Source organism: Blastomonas natatoria, from assembly GCF_003201955.1.
GTDB lineage: Bacteria > Pseudomonadota > Alphaproteobacteria > Sphingomonadales > Sphingomonadaceae > Blastomonas > Blastomonas natatoria.
Window position 1 is genome coordinate 266,167 of record NZ_QJJM01000004.1, and the last position, 15,793, is coordinate 281,959.

The following is a 15,793-nucleotide window of genomic DNA, read 5'->3' on the forward strand; positions in this document are numbered from 1 at the left end:
CCGGGCACGGACCCCACCCGGACTATGGTACCAATGGCCGAAACATTGCTGCCCCCCTTTGCCGGCTTTGGCCTTGGCATGCGTCCGCCGCATTATGCGGCCTATCTCTCGGGCGAAGCACCGGTCGACTTCGTCGAGATCATCTCCGAAAATTTCATGGGCCACGGCGGCCGACCACTGCACACGCTGGACAAGGTGCGCGAAATCTATCCCGTCGCCATGCACGGCGTATCGATGTCGATCGGTTCGGCCGATGGCCTGAAGGCCGATTATCTGGCCCGGCTCAAGCGTCTGGCCGACCGGATCGAGCCGATCTGGGTTTCGGACCATCTGTGCTGGACCGGCATTGACGGCTTCAATTCCCACGATCTGTTGCCGCTCCCCTATACGCAAGAGGCGCTGGACATGGCGTGTGCGAACATCGGGCTGGCGCAGGATTTGCTGGACCGCCCCATGCTGATCGAAAACCCGTCCAGCTATATCAGCTTTGCCGATGACAGCATGCCCGAATGGGATTTTCTGGCCGAACTGACGCGCCGCACAGGCTGCTATCTGCTGCTGGACATCAACAACGTCTTCGTCAGCGCGACCAATCACGGCTTCGATCCGCTCGCGTATCTTGATGCCATTCCAGCAGACCGCGTTCGTCAGATTCACCTCGCCGGGCACAGCGCCGGGCGCGACGGGCTGTTGATCGACACCCATGACCACCCTGTACCCGATCCGGTCTGGGCGCTCTACGCCAAGGTCATCCGCCGCTTCGGCGAAGTCGCGGTGATGATCGAACGCGACGACGACATTCCGCCGCTGGAAGAGCTGCTCGGCGAACTCGAGTTGGCGCGAAGGCTGGCGGTGTCCAGCGAAAGTCTGGCAGCATGAGCCTCCGCGCCTTGCAGAGCGACTTTTGCGCATTTCTGCGCAAGGACAGCGCGACCACGCTTGCGTCCGTTCCGACGTACGCGCAGCGCGGCCTGAAGGTCTATCATTACGCCCACCGCACGACACTGGCCGACGCGCTCGCCGATGTCTTCGAAAGAACGCATGGCTGGCTGGGCGATGCGCGCTTTGCGAGCGCCTGTCGCGTTCACATCGCCAGCCATATGCCGACCAGCTGGACGCTGGCCGATTATGGCCGGGGGTTCGAACAGACTCTGGCCCTGCTCTATCCCGACAATCCGGAACTGGCCGATCTGGCCTGGCTGGACTGGTCGCTGCGCGAGGCGTTCAACGGGCCGGACAGTCCAGAGATCGACCTTGCGGCGCTGACCGAAATCGATTGGGATCGCGCGCGGTTGTCGATCAACCCGACGCTCGCCTGTCGGCGCGTCGGCACCAATGTCGCGCTGCTCTGGCAGGCCCTGGAGGATGGCCGCAGCGATCCGCCCGAAGCGCAGATCCTGTCGACGCCTGCGGTCCTGACTGTCTGGCGGCAGGCGCTCATGCCGCGTTACCAAACGATCGAGCTGGCCGAACATGCTGCACTGTTGGCGGCGAAAAACGGTGCTTCCTTCGGCGAAATCTGCCAGGCCATGGCTAGCAGCGCGGCCGACACGGACGCCGCTGCGGCCACTGCCGGAGCGATGCTGGGTCGATGGATCGCGGAGAATGTCGTTGTCGCGATCGGCTGAGCGCGGGCGGAGCATGCTGAGTGGCTATCGAACCCATGCGCCATGCCGCTCTTTGCAATTGACGGGACAGGGTGCATGTATCTGCAGATGAATGCCCCTCCCCCCAGACAGCCTGCCAATCCCGTGGTCGATCCCTGGGAACAGCCCACTAGGGAACTGATTGCACGCCTGTGCCGCAGCGGGGCTGGCAGCAACGCCCCTCGCATCGGCGCGGCTTTTCCTGATTTCGCCCTGACCGACTCGCACGGCCAGCATGTCGGACTGGCGCAGCTGATCGAACCCGGCCCGGTGGTTCTAAGCTTCCTGCGGGGCCGATGGTGCCCCTATTGCGCGCGCGAGCTGAAGATGTGGCATGACGCCATGCCGCGGCTGGAAGCCGCAGGAGCCCGCTTTGTCGCGATCAGCGCCGAAGCTGGCGGCAGAGCCGAAGAATTTCGTCGCGATATCGCGCCAGCGGCCACCATGTTGTGCGATATCGACCATGGGCTGGCGATGCTGCTGGGTCTGGCCTTTCCGATGGGCGAGGATCTGCATCAGCGCTATATCGAGGCCGGTCTCGATCTCGGCGCGATCTATGGCAATTCGGGCCGCATCCTGCCGATCACCGCGACCTATGTCATCGATCGCGGCGGTATCGTTCGCTATGCCCATATCGATCCCGATTTCCGGGTTCGCGCCGATGCCAATGTCGTGATTGCCGTCGTCGAGGGGATCGCGCGGCAAGGTCATTAAGACGCTTGCCCTTATCCCCAGGCGCGCGCACGGATAGCGCGTACCAGCGCATCGGTTGCCACCGAGCGCTTGCGCCCGGCAACGGTGGCAAAAACCGTCGTCCGGCTGAGCGAGACGCCATCGACGACGATCTGCCGAACCCGATCGGGCAGGTGCAGCCCTTGCGGCACCCAGGCGCAGCCCAGACCATTGGCGACAAGATCGATCAGATCGCCCTCCACATTGGCGCTATGGCGCATTCTGGGCTCGAACCCCGCTTCGGAGCACAAGGCCAGAAACGCTGCAGTGACATGGGCATCGCCATCGATCCATTCGAGCCTGGCAAGATCCTGCAATCCAACGGTCCCGTCGACCAGCGGTGCGCATCGGGTCGAGGTGATCAAGCAGAACTGCTGGTGCGCGAGCACCAGAGTGTCCAGCCGCTCGGGGGGATCGGGCGGCTCGGGGATTACGGCCGCATCGACATCGCCCTTGAACAGGCTCTGCATCACGCTGGCCGCATCCGCCTTGACCAGCGACAGCTGAAAACCCGGCAGCCCATCGGCTACCTGCGCCAGCGCCGCCCCGAGCGGGTCCGACACGGTGCCCGCTACCCCCAGCGTCACCGGCGCGTGCACTTGCCTTGCTATGCCCTTGGCCAGCAGCTTCGCCGCCTGGGCGGCATCATAGGTCCTCTGCAGATGTGGCACCATCTGGCGCCCCAGTTCGGTCAGATGCGTCAGCGAACGTTCGCGCCGGAAAAGCTGGCCGCCAAATTCCTCTTCCAGCTTCTGGATGGCGCGGGTGAGCGAAGGCTGGCTGACATTGCACTCCTGCGCCGCGCGCGTGAAATTGAGCGTGCGCGCTGCCGCCAGAAAATATCGAACCTGATACATTTCCATCGATAGCGCTCCGGGAGGTACGGACAGAAACTCCAGCCCCGTTCCGACCTGCCTGTCGTTTTCGCAGCCGAACCAAAGTGATCTAACGGCAAACACGCGTCAATTGCGGCAATCGGACTTTCATTTAGTCTGCATTAGAATTAATCTCGGGTCGCATTTCCAAACGGAGGGGGGTGAAGCGCTGGCCGATATCGCGATCTGGATGAAAAGCTTTGCGGCGGTGACCGATGCCGGCAGCTTTTCCGCTGCCGCAGCGCGTATCGGCAGCAGCCAGTCGACGCTTTCGAAGCATGTCGCCGCGCTCGAGGCGCATCTGCAGACCCGCCTGTTCAACCGTACCACCCGATCGCTGACGCTCACGACCGATGGCGCGCGATTCTACGAAAAGGCGATGAGCGCGCTCGACACGATCGAGGCCGCCGAAGCCTCGGTGGGTCTGGAAGGCGAGGCCGAGGGCATATTGCGCCTCACCGCACCGCTGACCCTGGCAGAAAGCCGGTTGGTGGCGATGCTGACACGCTTCATGGCGGACAACCCCAGGATCGAGATCGACTTCACCGCATCCGACCATGCGCTCAATCTGGTGGCGGACAATCTGGACCTTGCGGTGCGCGTCGGGCAACTGGCGGACAGCCGCTTGATCGCCCGCAAGATCGGTGTTGCGCGCCGTATCGCCGTTGCCTCGCCAGCCTATCTGGAACGTGCGGGGGAGCCGCGCCATCCGCACGATCTCGCCCAGCATCAGTGCATCGTCTATTCGCTGCTCGGCACAGGTTCGCGCTGGACCTTCGAGGATGGCGGGTCGGTCGAGATTCGCGGCAATTTTCGCGCGGACAGCCCCAATATGGTGCGCGCCGCCGCCATGGCCGGCCTGGGTATTGCAGTCAACGCGCGCTGGCTTTTCGAGGATGCGCTGGCAACGGGTGAACTCGTACATGTCCTGCCCGACCACGAGCCGGTGCGCATGCCGATTCATATAGTGCTGCCGCCGGGACGGTATGTCCCTGCCCGAACGCGCAGCCTGATCGATTTTCTCAGCCGGGAATTTGCCGCAGACCCGCTGCTCGCGCCCGATCAATCCGGCATTCCCGCGCCCTGACGATGCGATGCGGCGAGCAGGCCTCGGCTCTGCCCTGACCCCGCAGCACATCAGGCAGCGCTTGCCAGAATTTGCGTCAGCAATGCGTTGAAATCGTCCGGCTGTTCGAAATAGGGGGAATGGCCCGCTTTCGGGATGACGAACTCTCTCGCCCCTGCCTCGTCCAGCATGCCGGTCAGGCTGGCAGGCGGCCAGATCGGGTCGTTCTCTCCCATGATGAGTGTCACGGGAAGCCCGAGAGCAGCCAGGCGTGTGCGAGAAATCAGGACATCGGGCGCAAACAGGCTTTGTGCCAGAGCAGGGTCAAGCGGGCGGTTGGCCGCGCTGATATGGCGATAAAGCAACGCGCGGGCGGGCTGCGCGGCCTCGAATGCAGGCTGCAGCCCAAGCGCTGCCGGACCGCGCGCATCCATTCGCGCAGTGGCATCGCGAAATGCAGCCAGGCCCGGCGGATGCGCCACGCCCGCCAGCGTGCAGCACAGCACCAGCGAGTGGACAAGGTCGGGACGGTTCAGGGCTGCACGCAGGCCAGCCCATCCGCCCAGCGACTGGCACACCAGATCGGCGCTCCGGACCCCGTTCTCCGCAAGGACATCGATGACGGCCTGCACCATCGCCGCGACGAAATCGCTGCCAGGCGCAAGCTGTTGCGAACAGCCGAAACCTGGAAGGTCGATGGCAAGGACATGCCGATCCGCTGCGAAAACGTCAAACTGCTGCCACCAGCCGGCACTGTTGCCCCCAGCGCCATGGATCAGCATCAGGCTGGGCTTGCAATCCTGCGCAGCGCCACGGGCGATCCAGGCAGTGCCATTCACATTTCCGGATGTGTGCATGGTCAATACACTATCGGCACGAGCGTCGCTTCCGAGCGAATTTCCGCGTTGTCCAAGGGACATTTCGACGCACGGCACGTTTGCATATCGGCTCCCAACTTGTAACGATCAGGGTCAGGGACAGGATGTTCGGGTTGCGACCCCCCAAGTTTATGGGAATGTAGCACCTATTACAAGGATGATCATGGCAGACAGGCAGGCGCAGCGCGAAAAGGTGATCCAGGCCCTGGCCGATCATCTTCTTGCCAATGGGCTTGGTCAGACAAGCCTGAGGCAGCTTGCTGCAGCATGCGATACCAGCGACAGGATGCTGCTCTATTATTTCACCGACAAGACCGAGATCATGACGACGGTGCTGGGCCGCGTGACGGAACATTTTTCGGTGGTGCTCGATCAGGCGCTGCCAGCTCAGGAAATGGCACCGCATGACCTGCTGCTCAAGGCGACAGCGCTCATCAGAACACCCGCCATGCGACCGACGATGCGCCTTTGGCTCGACATGGTCGCCGCCGCAGCAAGAGAGGAACCTCCGTTTCCGGCCATCGCCAAATCCCTCCTGCATCAGCTTATGCACTGGATCGAGGTCCGGCTGGAAGGACCGTCAGGCGATGCCAAGCGGCAGCGTGCGGCCTTTCTGCTTGCCGTGATCGATGGCATCGCCATGTTCGACATGAAGGGCGGGGTGGCAGAAGCCGATGCTGCTGAGGCTGCCCTTACCAATATCGCGATGCTTTGAGGCGCGCCTCCCGTCGCCATCTTCCAAAAGTCGACAGCTTGATGTAGCGCTTGCTACACAGGTGCCGTTGATTGATTCGGAGGTGGATACGGATGACTCAGGCGCAGCATCGCCGCTGGTTGAAGTTCACCGCAATTGCCGTAGCAATCTTCGGCCCGATCTTTTCCACCGGAACCATGGAAGCCATTGCCGATCCGGCGCGCTGGTCGCTCGATATCCTGGCCTGGCCGATGGACGGGGAACAGGATTTTGCGGCGCCGACCACGCGCTTTCTGGCAGCACTGACCGGTGGATTTCTGCTCGGCTGGGGGGTGATGATCTGGTTTCTGGCCACCCGGGTTCACCGCCTCGCCCCCGAACCCGTCCGCCAGGCGGTTCTGGCAGGGCTGCTGGCCTGGTTCGTCCTCGATAGCTGCGGCTCGATCGCCTCCGGTCAGGCCGTCAACGCCGTCTTCAACATTGCGGTGCTTCTGATCCTGGTCGGCCCGCTTTGGCTTCCGGCCACGGATAGCTGATGCCGCCCCTGCCGCTCGACCATCTGACAATCCTGAGCACCAATGCTGACGCCAGTGCAGCATGGTATGGCGCACTGCTTCCACGGCTGGGTTTCGAGCGGATCAAGACCGGGATCTGGCGCAATGCAAATGGCCTGTATCTGCAATTCGCAGCCGCGAAGCCTGATACCCATCCCTATGAACGCCATGGTGCGGGACTGAACCATCTGGGGTTCACCGCGCCAGATCCGGTCTTTGTGCACGCTCTGGCCACGCACATGCAGGACCTGGGCCATGAGGCGCGGCTGCAGCAATTCGGCGATGGCGTTGTCGCGCTGTTCCTGCCCGATCCCGATGGCCTGCGGGTCGAGGTTTCCTGGTATCCCGAGGGCGTGCCCCCGGTGGACGGGAAAGCCTAGCGCATCGTCCTGACCTCGTCGTCCCGGCCCGTCATCTCCCAGCGGATCAGCGAGATGGGAATCGAGCCAGCGGCGCGGAAACGGTCGTGGAAGGCCTTGATATCAAACGCTTCGCCCTGTTGCATGGCGACGTCCGCCAGCAGCTTTTCCAGTTCCACCTTGCCCATGTAATAGCCGATGCCATAGCCAGGCTGGCGCAGGTACAGTTCGATATCGAACTGCGCCACGGCATCGCCCGGCTTCATCCATTTGGGCGTTCGCGCGATCAGCGATTCATTCGCCTGTTTCCATGTCCATTCATTGGCCTGCATGCGGATTTCCGGGACGACGCGCGCCGCGCGCTTGGCCCCCAGGATATAGTCGATCTCGCGCGTCTTGGGCCGGTCCTCGAGCATGCCCGCCTGCAGGATCATCTCCTCGAGATAGAAGGCCCAGCCCTCGTTGCGCAGGCCGTTGACGAAGAACAGCCGCGGCTTGCCCCGCACGGGACGGGTATCGCGCGCGGCCTGCAGGCCATCGAACATGTGCCCAGGGAGGTTATGCGCGCGCAGCGGAAGCCCATCGCGAAACTCGGCCTGAAAGAAGAAGTGCAGATTGAGTGGGGGATCGAACAGCCCGGGCTTCGACGGGTCGCGATCGAACGGAAACTGATAAGGCCCTTCTTCGGGATCGTGCTGCACATAATCGGGAATGGTCACCCATTGCCCCTCGCGCAGCAGCTTCAGCAGATGCTCGTCCTCTGCCTTGCGCTTGGCATCGAACTCGGCGCGCGTGGTTACCGGCTCGGGCATCGGTATCGCGCGATTGCGATGCTCCTCGATCTTCAGGAACGTCACCTGCCGCTGATATTCGCGCTCGCCGATCGTCTCGACCTCTTCCGGCGTATAAGGCAGCAGCAGGACGTTCCTGAGATACCAGGCGTAATTGTCCTTGCCGACCCCGCCATGCGCGGGCAGCCCCGCCTCGATCGATTCGAGCCAGGCCTTGAACTCTGCGGCTGCGGCCTGCGCCTTGCGCGCAGGTTGGACCAGTTCGGGTTGCAGCCTGGCGGCTGCCTGCGCCAGTTCGCCGAACACGTTGACCTCGACCTGCTTCTGCACGATCGCCAGCCGCGCAAGGTCGCCGCGGGCATCGGTCAGGTTCGCCCGTGCCTGCTTCAGCGCACCGGGGACGGCATTCAGCTTTGCGCGCAGCGCCCTGGCCTCGTCCGGCTTGACCGGCAGCTGCGGAATGCCGAACGCGCCGTGCATCTTCGGACCAAAGCCCAGATTGGTGGTGCTGTAGAACGCCGGATCGCGTTTCCACGGCTGCATCACCCGATGCTGGAACTCAAGGCCGCGCATCTCGGCCAGCACGACCATGTAATCCACGCGCTCGCTGATGGGCCAGGAACTGTCATCCATGGCCTTCAAACGGGCCTGGAAGCCCTGCAGCCCCTCGTACTGGCGCGCCATCGCCGCCGGGGAATAATCGGGCAGGCCATCGATCATGTCCGGCGCGACGAAGGCACGAAACTCGTCGTACAGCCTGACCAGATCGGCATGGGTCGCCCGAGCGGGCGCCGAGATCTGCGCCTGCGCCTGAGCGATGGGCGGCAGGACTGCAGTCGAAGCCATGGGGAAAGCGAGCAAGGCCGCCAGAACACGCGTCTTCATTTTCACAGGTCTCTCCCCATTCTGGCCTTTCGCAGCGACGGCAGACTGTTACAGCGCGTTGAAGAAGCGGCTGAGCCGCTCCATTGCTTCGGTTACGCGCGCCTCGGATTCCGATCCGAAGCAGACGCGCAGATGCCCTTCCCCGCCCGGTCCGTAGAAGCTGCCCGATTCGACCACCACATGCGCCTCGTTGAGGATCGCCATGGCAATGTCCTGCGAGCTGCGGCCCGTGCCGCTGATATCGGGAAAGGCATAGATGGTCGCTTCCGGCGCTGCGCAGGTCACGCCCGGCATCTGGTTGAGCGCCTGCACCACGATGTCCCGCTTGCGCCGGTCGGCCTCGACCATGGCCAGCATTGCCTCTTGCGGCCCCTCGACCGCAGCGCGCGCGCCTTCCTGCACGAACACGTTGACATGGGTGACGTCGGTCATCGCGATCCGCAGGATGGCGGGCATCAGCCGGGCATCGGCGGTGAGATAGCCCACCCGCCAGCCGTCCATCGAATAGGCCTTGGTAAAGGCAAAGCAGGTGATGGTCCGCTCGCGCATGCCCGGCAGGCTGGCGATGCTGATATGCTCGGCCTGATCATAGGTGATATATTCATAGACCTCGTCGGAAAGCACCAGCAGATCATGCTCGATCGCCAGATCGGCGATATGCTGCAGTTCCTGACAGGTATAGACCCGGCCTGTGGGATTAGCCGGATTGACCAGAACGATCATGCGCGTGCGGTCGGTGATCTTCGCGGCGATCGCGTCCCGCGTGATGGCAAAGCCATTGGCCTTGTCGAGATGCGCAATCACCACCTTGCCGCCTGCAAGCTCGGTCTTGCCGATATGCTGAGGATAATAGGGATCGAGCAGGATGACCTCGTCGCCCGGATCGATGGCCGCCATGAAAGCCGCGAACGAGGCATGGGTGAGGCCGTTGGTGACCAGCACCTCGTCGATGCCATAATCCAGCTTGTTGAATTCGCTCAGCTTCCTGACCAGCGCCTGGCGGAACGAGAGAGTGCCGCGAAAATCGCCATAATGGACGATGCCGGCATCCAGCGCCGCCTTGGTCGCCTGCTTGATGTGGTCGGGGGTGTCGGCATGCGGCCGACCGAACTCCAGATGGATCAGATCGACCCCCGCCGCATCGAGTTTTGCCGCCTCGTCGTACATGCCGAAGCTTTTCTTCGATCCCGATGCGAGGCGCTGTGCCGGCCATTTCATTCTTGCTCTCCGCTGCTGTGCAGACATTTGCATAATTGCGTGATATGTAACATTTCAAGCCCTAATTGATCGCGCGTGCAGAATCCCTTGGGGCAGGCAGGTTCAAACGGCAGATCTTGCACTCCGGGCCCACCGATCGCGCCGGACCGAAACTGGCCCGGAGCCTATTTGATCAGCAGGATGCGATTGTTGGGCGGCGCGGTCCATTCAAATCCGCGCTCGGTGACCACGCCATTGTCTTCCAGCGGAATCTTGATCTTGCGCGCACCCCATTCGGGCACAGGCGTATAGAGGAAGAGTTCGATCGACAGGAAATTTCCGGGCTTCAGCGTATAGGTCATGCGCAGCGGATTGAACTCGGCCATCGACGGCCCTGATCCATGGCCCAGATCGCCGACCGAATGGCTGCCGATCACGACATCGGACACTCTGGGATCTGCCACCGGGTCGTCATATTTTCCCAGCGCAAGACCCGGCGTCTGCGCGACCCGCTGATTGACTGCGGCCAGAGCGGCGCCCGCCGTCACGCCGGGGCGGATCACGTCGAGGATCATCCGGCGGATCTCGCCGGCCTTGTCAAAGGCGCGCTGCACGCCGGGCGGCGGCGCATTCTCTCCCGGCTTGAGCACATAGGCCATGCGCTTCATGTCGGTATAGACGGTGAGAAAATTGACTCCCCAGTCCATGGTGATCAGATCGCCAGGCTGGATGACATGATCGCCCGAAACCGGTCCGCGCGGACCCGGGCCAAGGATATAGATGCTGGGTATGCCGAAGCTGTTGCCCAGCCCCTGCTTGTGCAGTTCCTCCATCATCCACCAGGCAACCTCGCCGGTCGTGGTCTTGCCCGGCGTGATCACCTCGTTCGACAGTGCCCGCTCGGCGATGGTGCGCGAATATTCGCCGGCGCGTGCAAAGGCAGCAATCTCGCTGGCGGCATGGCGCGAGCGGAAATCGGAGACGAGCTTTTCCGCCGAAACCAGACGCTGCGAAAGGTCCGGCCCCAGAGCCTCGACAAGCTTCTGGTGAAGCGAATGGCTGAGCCCGTCGGCGGTGCCGATTTCCGATGCGATGTTGATGCCGATACGTCGGGGGTTGCGCTGCTTGACATAGGCGACAAGGTCAGCGGGAGACTTGCGCACATCATAGAGCGGACACTGATCGAAAGCCGCGCCCCCGATGCCGAATGCGGCCCGTTCGACCCGGCCAGCGCCGGAATCAGCAAATACATAAAAGCCGACATCGCCGACATAGCCGCCGCCGAGCAGCATGGCATTGGGATCATCATGGCCCTCGCGCGAGGCGACAATCCACATGTCGATCTGATTCTCGCGCATCGCCTCGGGCAGGATCAGATCGAGCTTGTCCTGCCGGATCTGGCACAACTGCTCCCAGCGCTGCCGCGCTTCCTGCGCTGCTGCAGGCATTGCGAGCGCCAGCAGCGCCGCCGCCGCAACACCCATTCTCAGCCCCAGATTCCTTGCTGCCACGCGCTGCCTCCCTGCACCATTCGATCGGAACGATCTTCGATCCTGCTCGCCACTTCACAATATATTCAACTTCACGCGATTTTTGTCAAATTCATTGCGCGACGGCAAGGCAGGATCGGAACCGGCCGGCAACGGGAACGGCCGTTCCGTGGCGCCAATGATCCGCCCTGGTCATGCGCAGCAGCATCCTGGCGAACTTGCAGGCACAAAACTATTGGCAGGCTATCGCATTTTCTTGCACACGCACGTCATAACTCAGTGCAAATACATATGTATTCGGCTAATTCGCCGCGCACGACGGTCCCCTGCCGCTGGAACCGCTTGATCAATCGAGGCTTTTGAGAAACACATGAACACAAGGTCGGCCACAGCATCGACGAAACAGGAAGGGGAACACGTGGAAAATCGCGGTGAATATGACCCGAGCAATCCGACATTCCGCCTGGAAAATTCGCCCTTCTATCTGATGGCGCATGCCGACTTCAAATATCATGAAGACATGGACAAGGTGCTGCACAAGCACGGAGTGTCGAAACCCATTTATCGCGTGATGACCGTGCTGCGCGAGCGGCAGCCGGCCAGCATCGGCGCAATCGCAGAAGCGGCGCTGACCAAACGCTCGACGATCAGCCGCATCATCGACCGCATGCTCGAGCAGGGACTGGTCACGACCGAGCCCAATCCAGAAGACAACCGCGTGACCGAGGTGACGCTGACCCCTGCGGGGCAGCAGACCCTGCGCAAGCTGACCCCGATTGTCGGCCGCCAGTTCTCGCGCGCGATGGAAGGGATCAGCAATCGCGACATCGCGCATCTGCTGCGCACGCTGAAGAAGATCAGCGACAATCTGGGCAAACTGCCGATCGAATGACATCCACTGCCGGTCATGTCAGGTCGGTAATCGCGTGCATTTACACATGATTATCAGCCTGACTGCGTTGACCTGATCGGGCAAAGCTGCTGTCCTTGGCAGATACGGAGGCCATGCCAGCCAGGGGAGCCGCGGTGCAACAGTTTCGATCCACGCCCGGACTTGCCGATCAGCTCGGCCAGGCCATGCAACTCGCCCGCTCCGGCAGGCTGGACGACGCTGAGGCCGTCCTGCAGCGCGTGCTGGCAAGCACTCCCCGGCATCCCGATGCGTTGCAACTGCTCGGCATGATCGCGCGGCAGCGCGGCGATCAGGCAGCCGCTGTGCAGCTGTTCCGCCAGTCGCTCGAGGCACAGCCGCATCAACCGCATGTGCTCAACAATCTCGGAAACGCGCTGGCCGCCCTGGCCGATCACGCCGGCGCGGCCGAAGCCTATCGCCAGGCCCTCGCGCTGCAGCCCGGATATGAAGATGCACGGATCAATCTGGCGCTGGCCCTGATCTCGAGCGGCGCACCGTCTGAAGCAGCAGCGCTGCTTGTTCCGCTGCTGCGTGCGCAACCGATGCTGGCGCGGGCCTGGGCGGTGCTCGGTCAGTCCTTCGCGGCCTCGGGCGACCAGGCCCAGGCGATCCGGGCCTATCGATCGGCGCTGCGGCTGAAGCCGGATCACGGGCCCTGGCTGCACAATCTTGCCGTCGCACTGCGGCTTTCGGGCCGTGCAGACGAAGCCATGCCGCTGTTCGACCGCTGCGCATCCCGGTCGCCCGACGATCCTCGCATCCATTACAACCGGGGCCATTGCCTGCAGGATCTCACCCGGATGAACGAGGCCGCGAGCGCCTATCGCCGGGCGATCGCCCTCGCCCCCACCGAGGTCGACATGCATGATTCCCTGAGCCGGCTGTTATGGCAGCAGGGCGACAATGCCGGGCATCTGCGCAGCTATCGCGAGGCGCTCGCCCACTTTCCCGACCATCCCGGCCTGCTGGCCGCGCTGGCCGAACGGCTGACCCTTTCAGGGCAGGCGCACGACGCCGCGGCGCTGCTGAGCGGACCGGCGTCGCGCAGCATAGGCGGCGCGACCATCCGCTACAGGCTGGGTCAGGCCTGCTGGTCGGCGCAAGACCCTGAGCGAGCTTTCTCTGCCTTTGATGCCGCGCTGGCCATCGACCCTGATCATGCGCCGACACTGCGCGAATCGGCGCGCTGCCTGATCATCGCCGGGAAGTTGGAGGCAGCCGCGCCGCGCATCGCCCAGGCGCTGAAGATCGATGCGGCAGACCAGCAGGCCCTGGCGCTGCAGGGGCTATGCTGGCGGCTCGAGGGTGACCCTCAGGCACAGTGGCTGCTCGACCCCGCGCTGGTCGGAATCGCGCAACTGATGCCCGACACAAGCATTCGGCAAGGGTTCAACGCTCAGCTGGACGCCGCGCTCGGACGTTTGCACACGTCGCATTCGGCGCCGCTCGAACAGACTCTGCGCGGCGGAACCCAGACGACGGACGACCTGTTCGCGCGTGATCTGCCCGAGATCGTCGCGATCCGCGACATCATCCGCAAGGGGATAGAACGCTATATCGCTGCACTGCCCGATGATCCGAGCCACCCGTTCCTGGCGCGCAGATCCAGCGGCTTTGCATTTTCGGGCTCCTGGTCGGTCCGCTTGTCGAGCGGCGGGCACCACAGCAACCATATCCATCCCCAAGGCTGGATCAGCGCTGTCTATTATGTCGCAGTGCCCGAGGCGGTGAGCGATGGCCGCAGCGGCTGGCTGAAGTTCGGCGAGACGGGGCTCAACCTTGGCGCACGCGAACAGATAGCGCAGATGGTCCGGCCGGAAGCAGGTCTGCTGGTGCTGTTTCCGTCCTATTTCTACCACGGTACCGTGCCGTTCAGCGACACGCAGCATCGCACCACCATCGCCTTCGACATCGTGCCGACCGGTTGAAGTGAACTAGCGCGTCCGTGCCTGCGCGGCGATCCAGTCATCGACCGTCTTTTCCAGCAGCGTCATCGGCAACTGGCCCTGCGCCAGGATCAGATCATGAAATGCCCGGATGTCGAAGCGGTCCCCCAGCGCCTTCTCGGCCCGCTCGCGCATCGCGATGATGCGCAATTCGCCGACCTTGTAGGCGACGGCTCCGGCCGGGGCACCGACATACCGGGCGAGCTCGGTGTCGATATTGATATCGGCCAGCGCCGTATTCTCCTCGAAGCACAGGCGCGCCGTGGCATAATCCCAACCCATCACATGAATGCCGGTATCGACCACCATGCGGCATGCACGCCACATCTCGGTCGAGAGGCTGCCGAAAGCCTCGTAACCATCCCGGTACACGCCCATCTCATGTCCCAGCCGCTCGGCATAGAGCGCCCATCCCTCGCGAAAGGCCAGCAGGTCCCGGGCGCGGCGGAACGAGGGAAGATCGGGGTTCTCGCTGGTCAGCGCGCCGTGCGTATGGTGGCCGGGCGCCGCCTCGTGCAGGCTGAGTGCAGGCACCTCATACAATGGCCGCTGGTCGAGATGCGACGTGTTGACGACAAACGTGCCGGCAAAGCCCTTCGAAAAATCACCGCCGCCCCCGCCCCGTGCGGTGGTATATCCCTCTTCCAGCTCGGGCGGCACCGGAACGATGGTGAAGGGCTGACGCGGCAGTACCGAGAAATAGCGGGGAAGCACGCCATCGATCCGCTTCGATGCCGCCGCATATTTCTCGATCAACCCCTCGCGGCTGGTAGCATAGAAGCGCGGATCGGTTCGCAGGAAATGCAGCCAGTCGGCAAAGCTGCCCTCAAAGCCGGTCAGGGTAATGACCTTGTCCATCTCTGCCCGGATGCGCCTGACCTCAGACAACCCAAGCGCATGGATCTGCTCGGCCGACAGGTCCGTCGTCGTGTAATAGCGCAGCAGGAAATCATAATAGGCCCGGCCGCCCGGAATCGCCGCAATGCCCAGTTCCTTGCGCGCTGCGCCGCGATAGGGACCGTCGATATAGTCCAGCATGCTGGCCTGGACCGGTCGGATGTCGCGCGCGATCAGGGCCTGCGCCTCTGCCAGTGCCACAGGATAGGGCCTGAGCGGCGCCAGCATCGGATCATCCGCAACCGGCACCGCGACCTGCTTGCGCAGGATTGCGACTGCCACATCGATGACCAGCCCGGGATTTGTCCACGCGCTGGCTACCCCGCGCTCCAGATTGGTGCGCTGCTCAGCAAAATAGCGCGGGATGCCGCGCATCCGCTCAACCCAGGCCATGGCCTCGGCTTCGGAGCGGATGTCGAGCCCGCGTGCCACTGCATAGGGCGTGTTGTAGAAACCTTCATGCGCGACAAAGGCAAAGCGGCGTTCGTCGAAATCGATTCCCTCGATGCGCCAACCGATCAGCGCACGCAGATACTGCCTGTCGATGCGCTGCGCATGGGTAAGCCCTGCATCATCCAGCCGGTCGAGCTGCTCGGCCAGGATTTGCAACTCCTCGCGTCGCTGGGCCATGCCGCCCAGCGTCTCGTCCGGCCAGCCATCGCGCGATCGGGCGGGGTCCGACCGCCCTGCTTCCATCGGATGGTCGACGGAGAAGCGCTCGTATCGTGCAACGATATCAGGAAATGACTCTGCACTGGCTGCGGGCGGCGTCAGCCATACCGATCCCGCCAGAACCAGGGCGCAGGCAATGCGACCCGCCCGCGCCCTGGCCGACCATGTCCTTCCACCAAGGGGTGCTGGAAGGCGCAT

Annotated in this window: 15 protein-coding genes; 9 read left to right on the forward strand and 6 right to left on the reverse strand. The window is 63.2% G+C overall.

Features of this window, described 5'->3' with window-relative positions; translation table 11 throughout:
* The first annotated feature begins 33 nt into the window (after positions 1 to 33).
* From bufB to C7451_RS06955, 3 genes are all read left to right on the forward strand, one after another.
* Complete coding sequence (gene bufB / locus C7451_RS06945) at positions 34 to 879, forward strand: MNIO family bufferin maturase (protein ID WP_110298217.1); 846 nt, start codon at positions 34 to 36, stop codon at positions 877 to 879.
* On the forward strand, positions 876 to 1,628 hold the full coding sequence (locus C7451_RS06950; protein ID WP_110298218.1) for an HvfC/BufC N-terminal domain-containing protein: 753 nt from the start codon (positions 876 to 878) through the stop codon (positions 1,626 to 1,628). The genes bufB and C7451_RS06950 overlap by 4 nt, the downstream gene beginning before the upstream one ends.
* A 75-nt stretch (positions 1,629 to 1,703) precedes the next feature.
* On the forward strand, positions 1,704 to 2,360 hold the full coding sequence (locus C7451_RS06955) for a peroxiredoxin-like family protein (RefSeq protein ID WP_208625152.1): 657 nt from the start codon (positions 1,704 to 1,706) through the stop codon (positions 2,358 to 2,360).
* A gap of 11 nt (positions 2,361 to 2,371) precedes the next feature.
* Here C7451_RS06955 and C7451_RS06960 read toward each other — a convergent pair whose 3' ends face one another.
* Positions 2,372 to 3,241, reverse strand: coding sequence for a LysR family transcriptional regulator (locus C7451_RS06960; protein ID WP_110298220.1), 870 nt, complete (start codon positions 3,239 to 3,241; stop codon positions 2,372 to 2,374).
* A gap of 202 nt (positions 3,242 to 3,443) precedes the next feature.
* On the opposite strand from C7451_RS06960, the gene C7451_RS06965 reads away from it, so the two are divergent.
* Positions 3,444 to 4,340 carry a LysR family transcriptional regulator gene (locus C7451_RS06965; protein ID WP_110298221.1) on the forward strand — a complete coding sequence of 299 codons (897 nt, stop codon included), beginning with the start codon at positions 3,444 to 3,446 and terminating at the stop codon, positions 4,338 to 4,340.
* Positions 4,341 to 4,390: 50 nt separating this feature from the next.
* Here the strand turns inward: C7451_RS06965 and C7451_RS06970 are convergent, their stop codons facing one another.
* The gene (locus C7451_RS06970) at positions 4,391 to 5,176 is read right to left on the reverse strand and encodes an alpha/beta fold hydrolase (protein WP_167398456.1); all 786 of its coding nucleotides are present in this window, start codon (positions 5,174 to 5,176) and stop codon (positions 4,391 to 4,393) included.
* 184 nt (positions 5,177 to 5,360) lie between these two features.
* Between C7451_RS06970 and C7451_RS19930 the strand changes: the two genes are divergently transcribed.
* From C7451_RS19930 to C7451_RS06985, 3 genes are all read left to right on the forward strand, one after another.
* Complete coding sequence (locus C7451_RS19930) at positions 5,361 to 5,912, forward strand: TetR/AcrR family transcriptional regulator (protein ID WP_167398457.1); 552 nt, start codon at positions 5,361 to 5,363, stop codon at positions 5,910 to 5,912.
* Positions 5,913 to 6,004: 92 nt separating this feature from the next.
* A complete protein-coding gene (locus C7451_RS06980) occupies positions 6,005 to 6,427 on the forward strand; it encodes a hypothetical protein (protein ID WP_110298223.1) in 423 nt (140 codons plus the stop codon).
* Complete coding sequence (locus tag C7451_RS06985) at positions 6,427 to 6,825, forward strand: VOC family protein (RefSeq protein WP_110298224.1); 399 nt, start codon at positions 6,427 to 6,429, stop codon at positions 6,823 to 6,825. The genes C7451_RS06980 and C7451_RS06985 overlap by 1 nt, the downstream gene beginning before the upstream one ends.
* Here C7451_RS06985 and C7451_RS06990 read toward each other — a convergent pair.
* From C7451_RS06990 to C7451_RS07000, 3 genes are all read right to left on the reverse strand, one after another.
* The gene (locus tag C7451_RS06990) at positions 6,822 to 8,480 is read right to left on the reverse strand and encodes a DUF885 family protein (RefSeq protein ID WP_110298225.1); all 1,659 of its coding nucleotides are present in this window, start codon (positions 8,478 to 8,480) and stop codon (positions 6,822 to 6,824) included. The genes C7451_RS06985 and C7451_RS06990 overlap by 4 nt on opposite strands.
* A gap of 48 nt (positions 8,481 to 8,528) precedes the next feature.
* The gene (locus tag C7451_RS06995; RefSeq protein ID WP_110298226.1) at positions 8,529 to 9,698 is read right to left on the reverse strand and encodes a pyridoxal phosphate-dependent aminotransferase; all 1,170 of its coding nucleotides are present in this window, start codon (positions 9,696 to 9,698) and stop codon (positions 8,529 to 8,531) included.
* Between the two features lie 164 nt (positions 9,699 to 9,862).
* The gene (locus C7451_RS07000; protein WP_208625153.1) at positions 9,863 to 11,188 is read right to left on the reverse strand and encodes a M24 family metallopeptidase; all 1,326 of its coding nucleotides are present in this window, start codon (positions 11,186 to 11,188) and stop codon (positions 9,863 to 9,865) included.
* A 397-nt stretch (positions 11,189 to 11,585) separates the two neighbouring features.
* Between C7451_RS07000 and C7451_RS07005 the strand changes: the two genes are divergently transcribed.
* The gene (locus C7451_RS07005; RefSeq protein WP_167398458.1) at positions 11,586 to 12,059 is read left to right on the forward strand and encodes a MarR family winged helix-turn-helix transcriptional regulator; all 474 of its coding nucleotides are present in this window, start codon (positions 11,586 to 11,588) and stop codon (positions 12,057 to 12,059) included.
* Between the two features lie 134 nt (positions 12,060 to 12,193).
* Positions 12,194 to 14,008 (forward strand): tetratricopeptide repeat protein, encoded by a 1,815-nt coding sequence (locus tag C7451_RS07010; protein ID WP_167398459.1) that lies wholly within the window; start codon positions 12,194 to 12,196, stop codon positions 14,006 to 14,008.
* Positions 14,009 to 14,014: 6 nt separating this feature from the next.
* Here C7451_RS07010 and C7451_RS07015 read toward each other — a convergent pair whose 3' ends face one another.
* Positions 14,015 to 15,793, reverse strand: a complete 1,779-nt coding sequence (locus C7451_RS07015; RefSeq protein ID WP_110298230.1) for a DUF885 domain-containing protein — start codon at positions 15,791 to 15,793, stop codon at positions 14,015 to 14,017.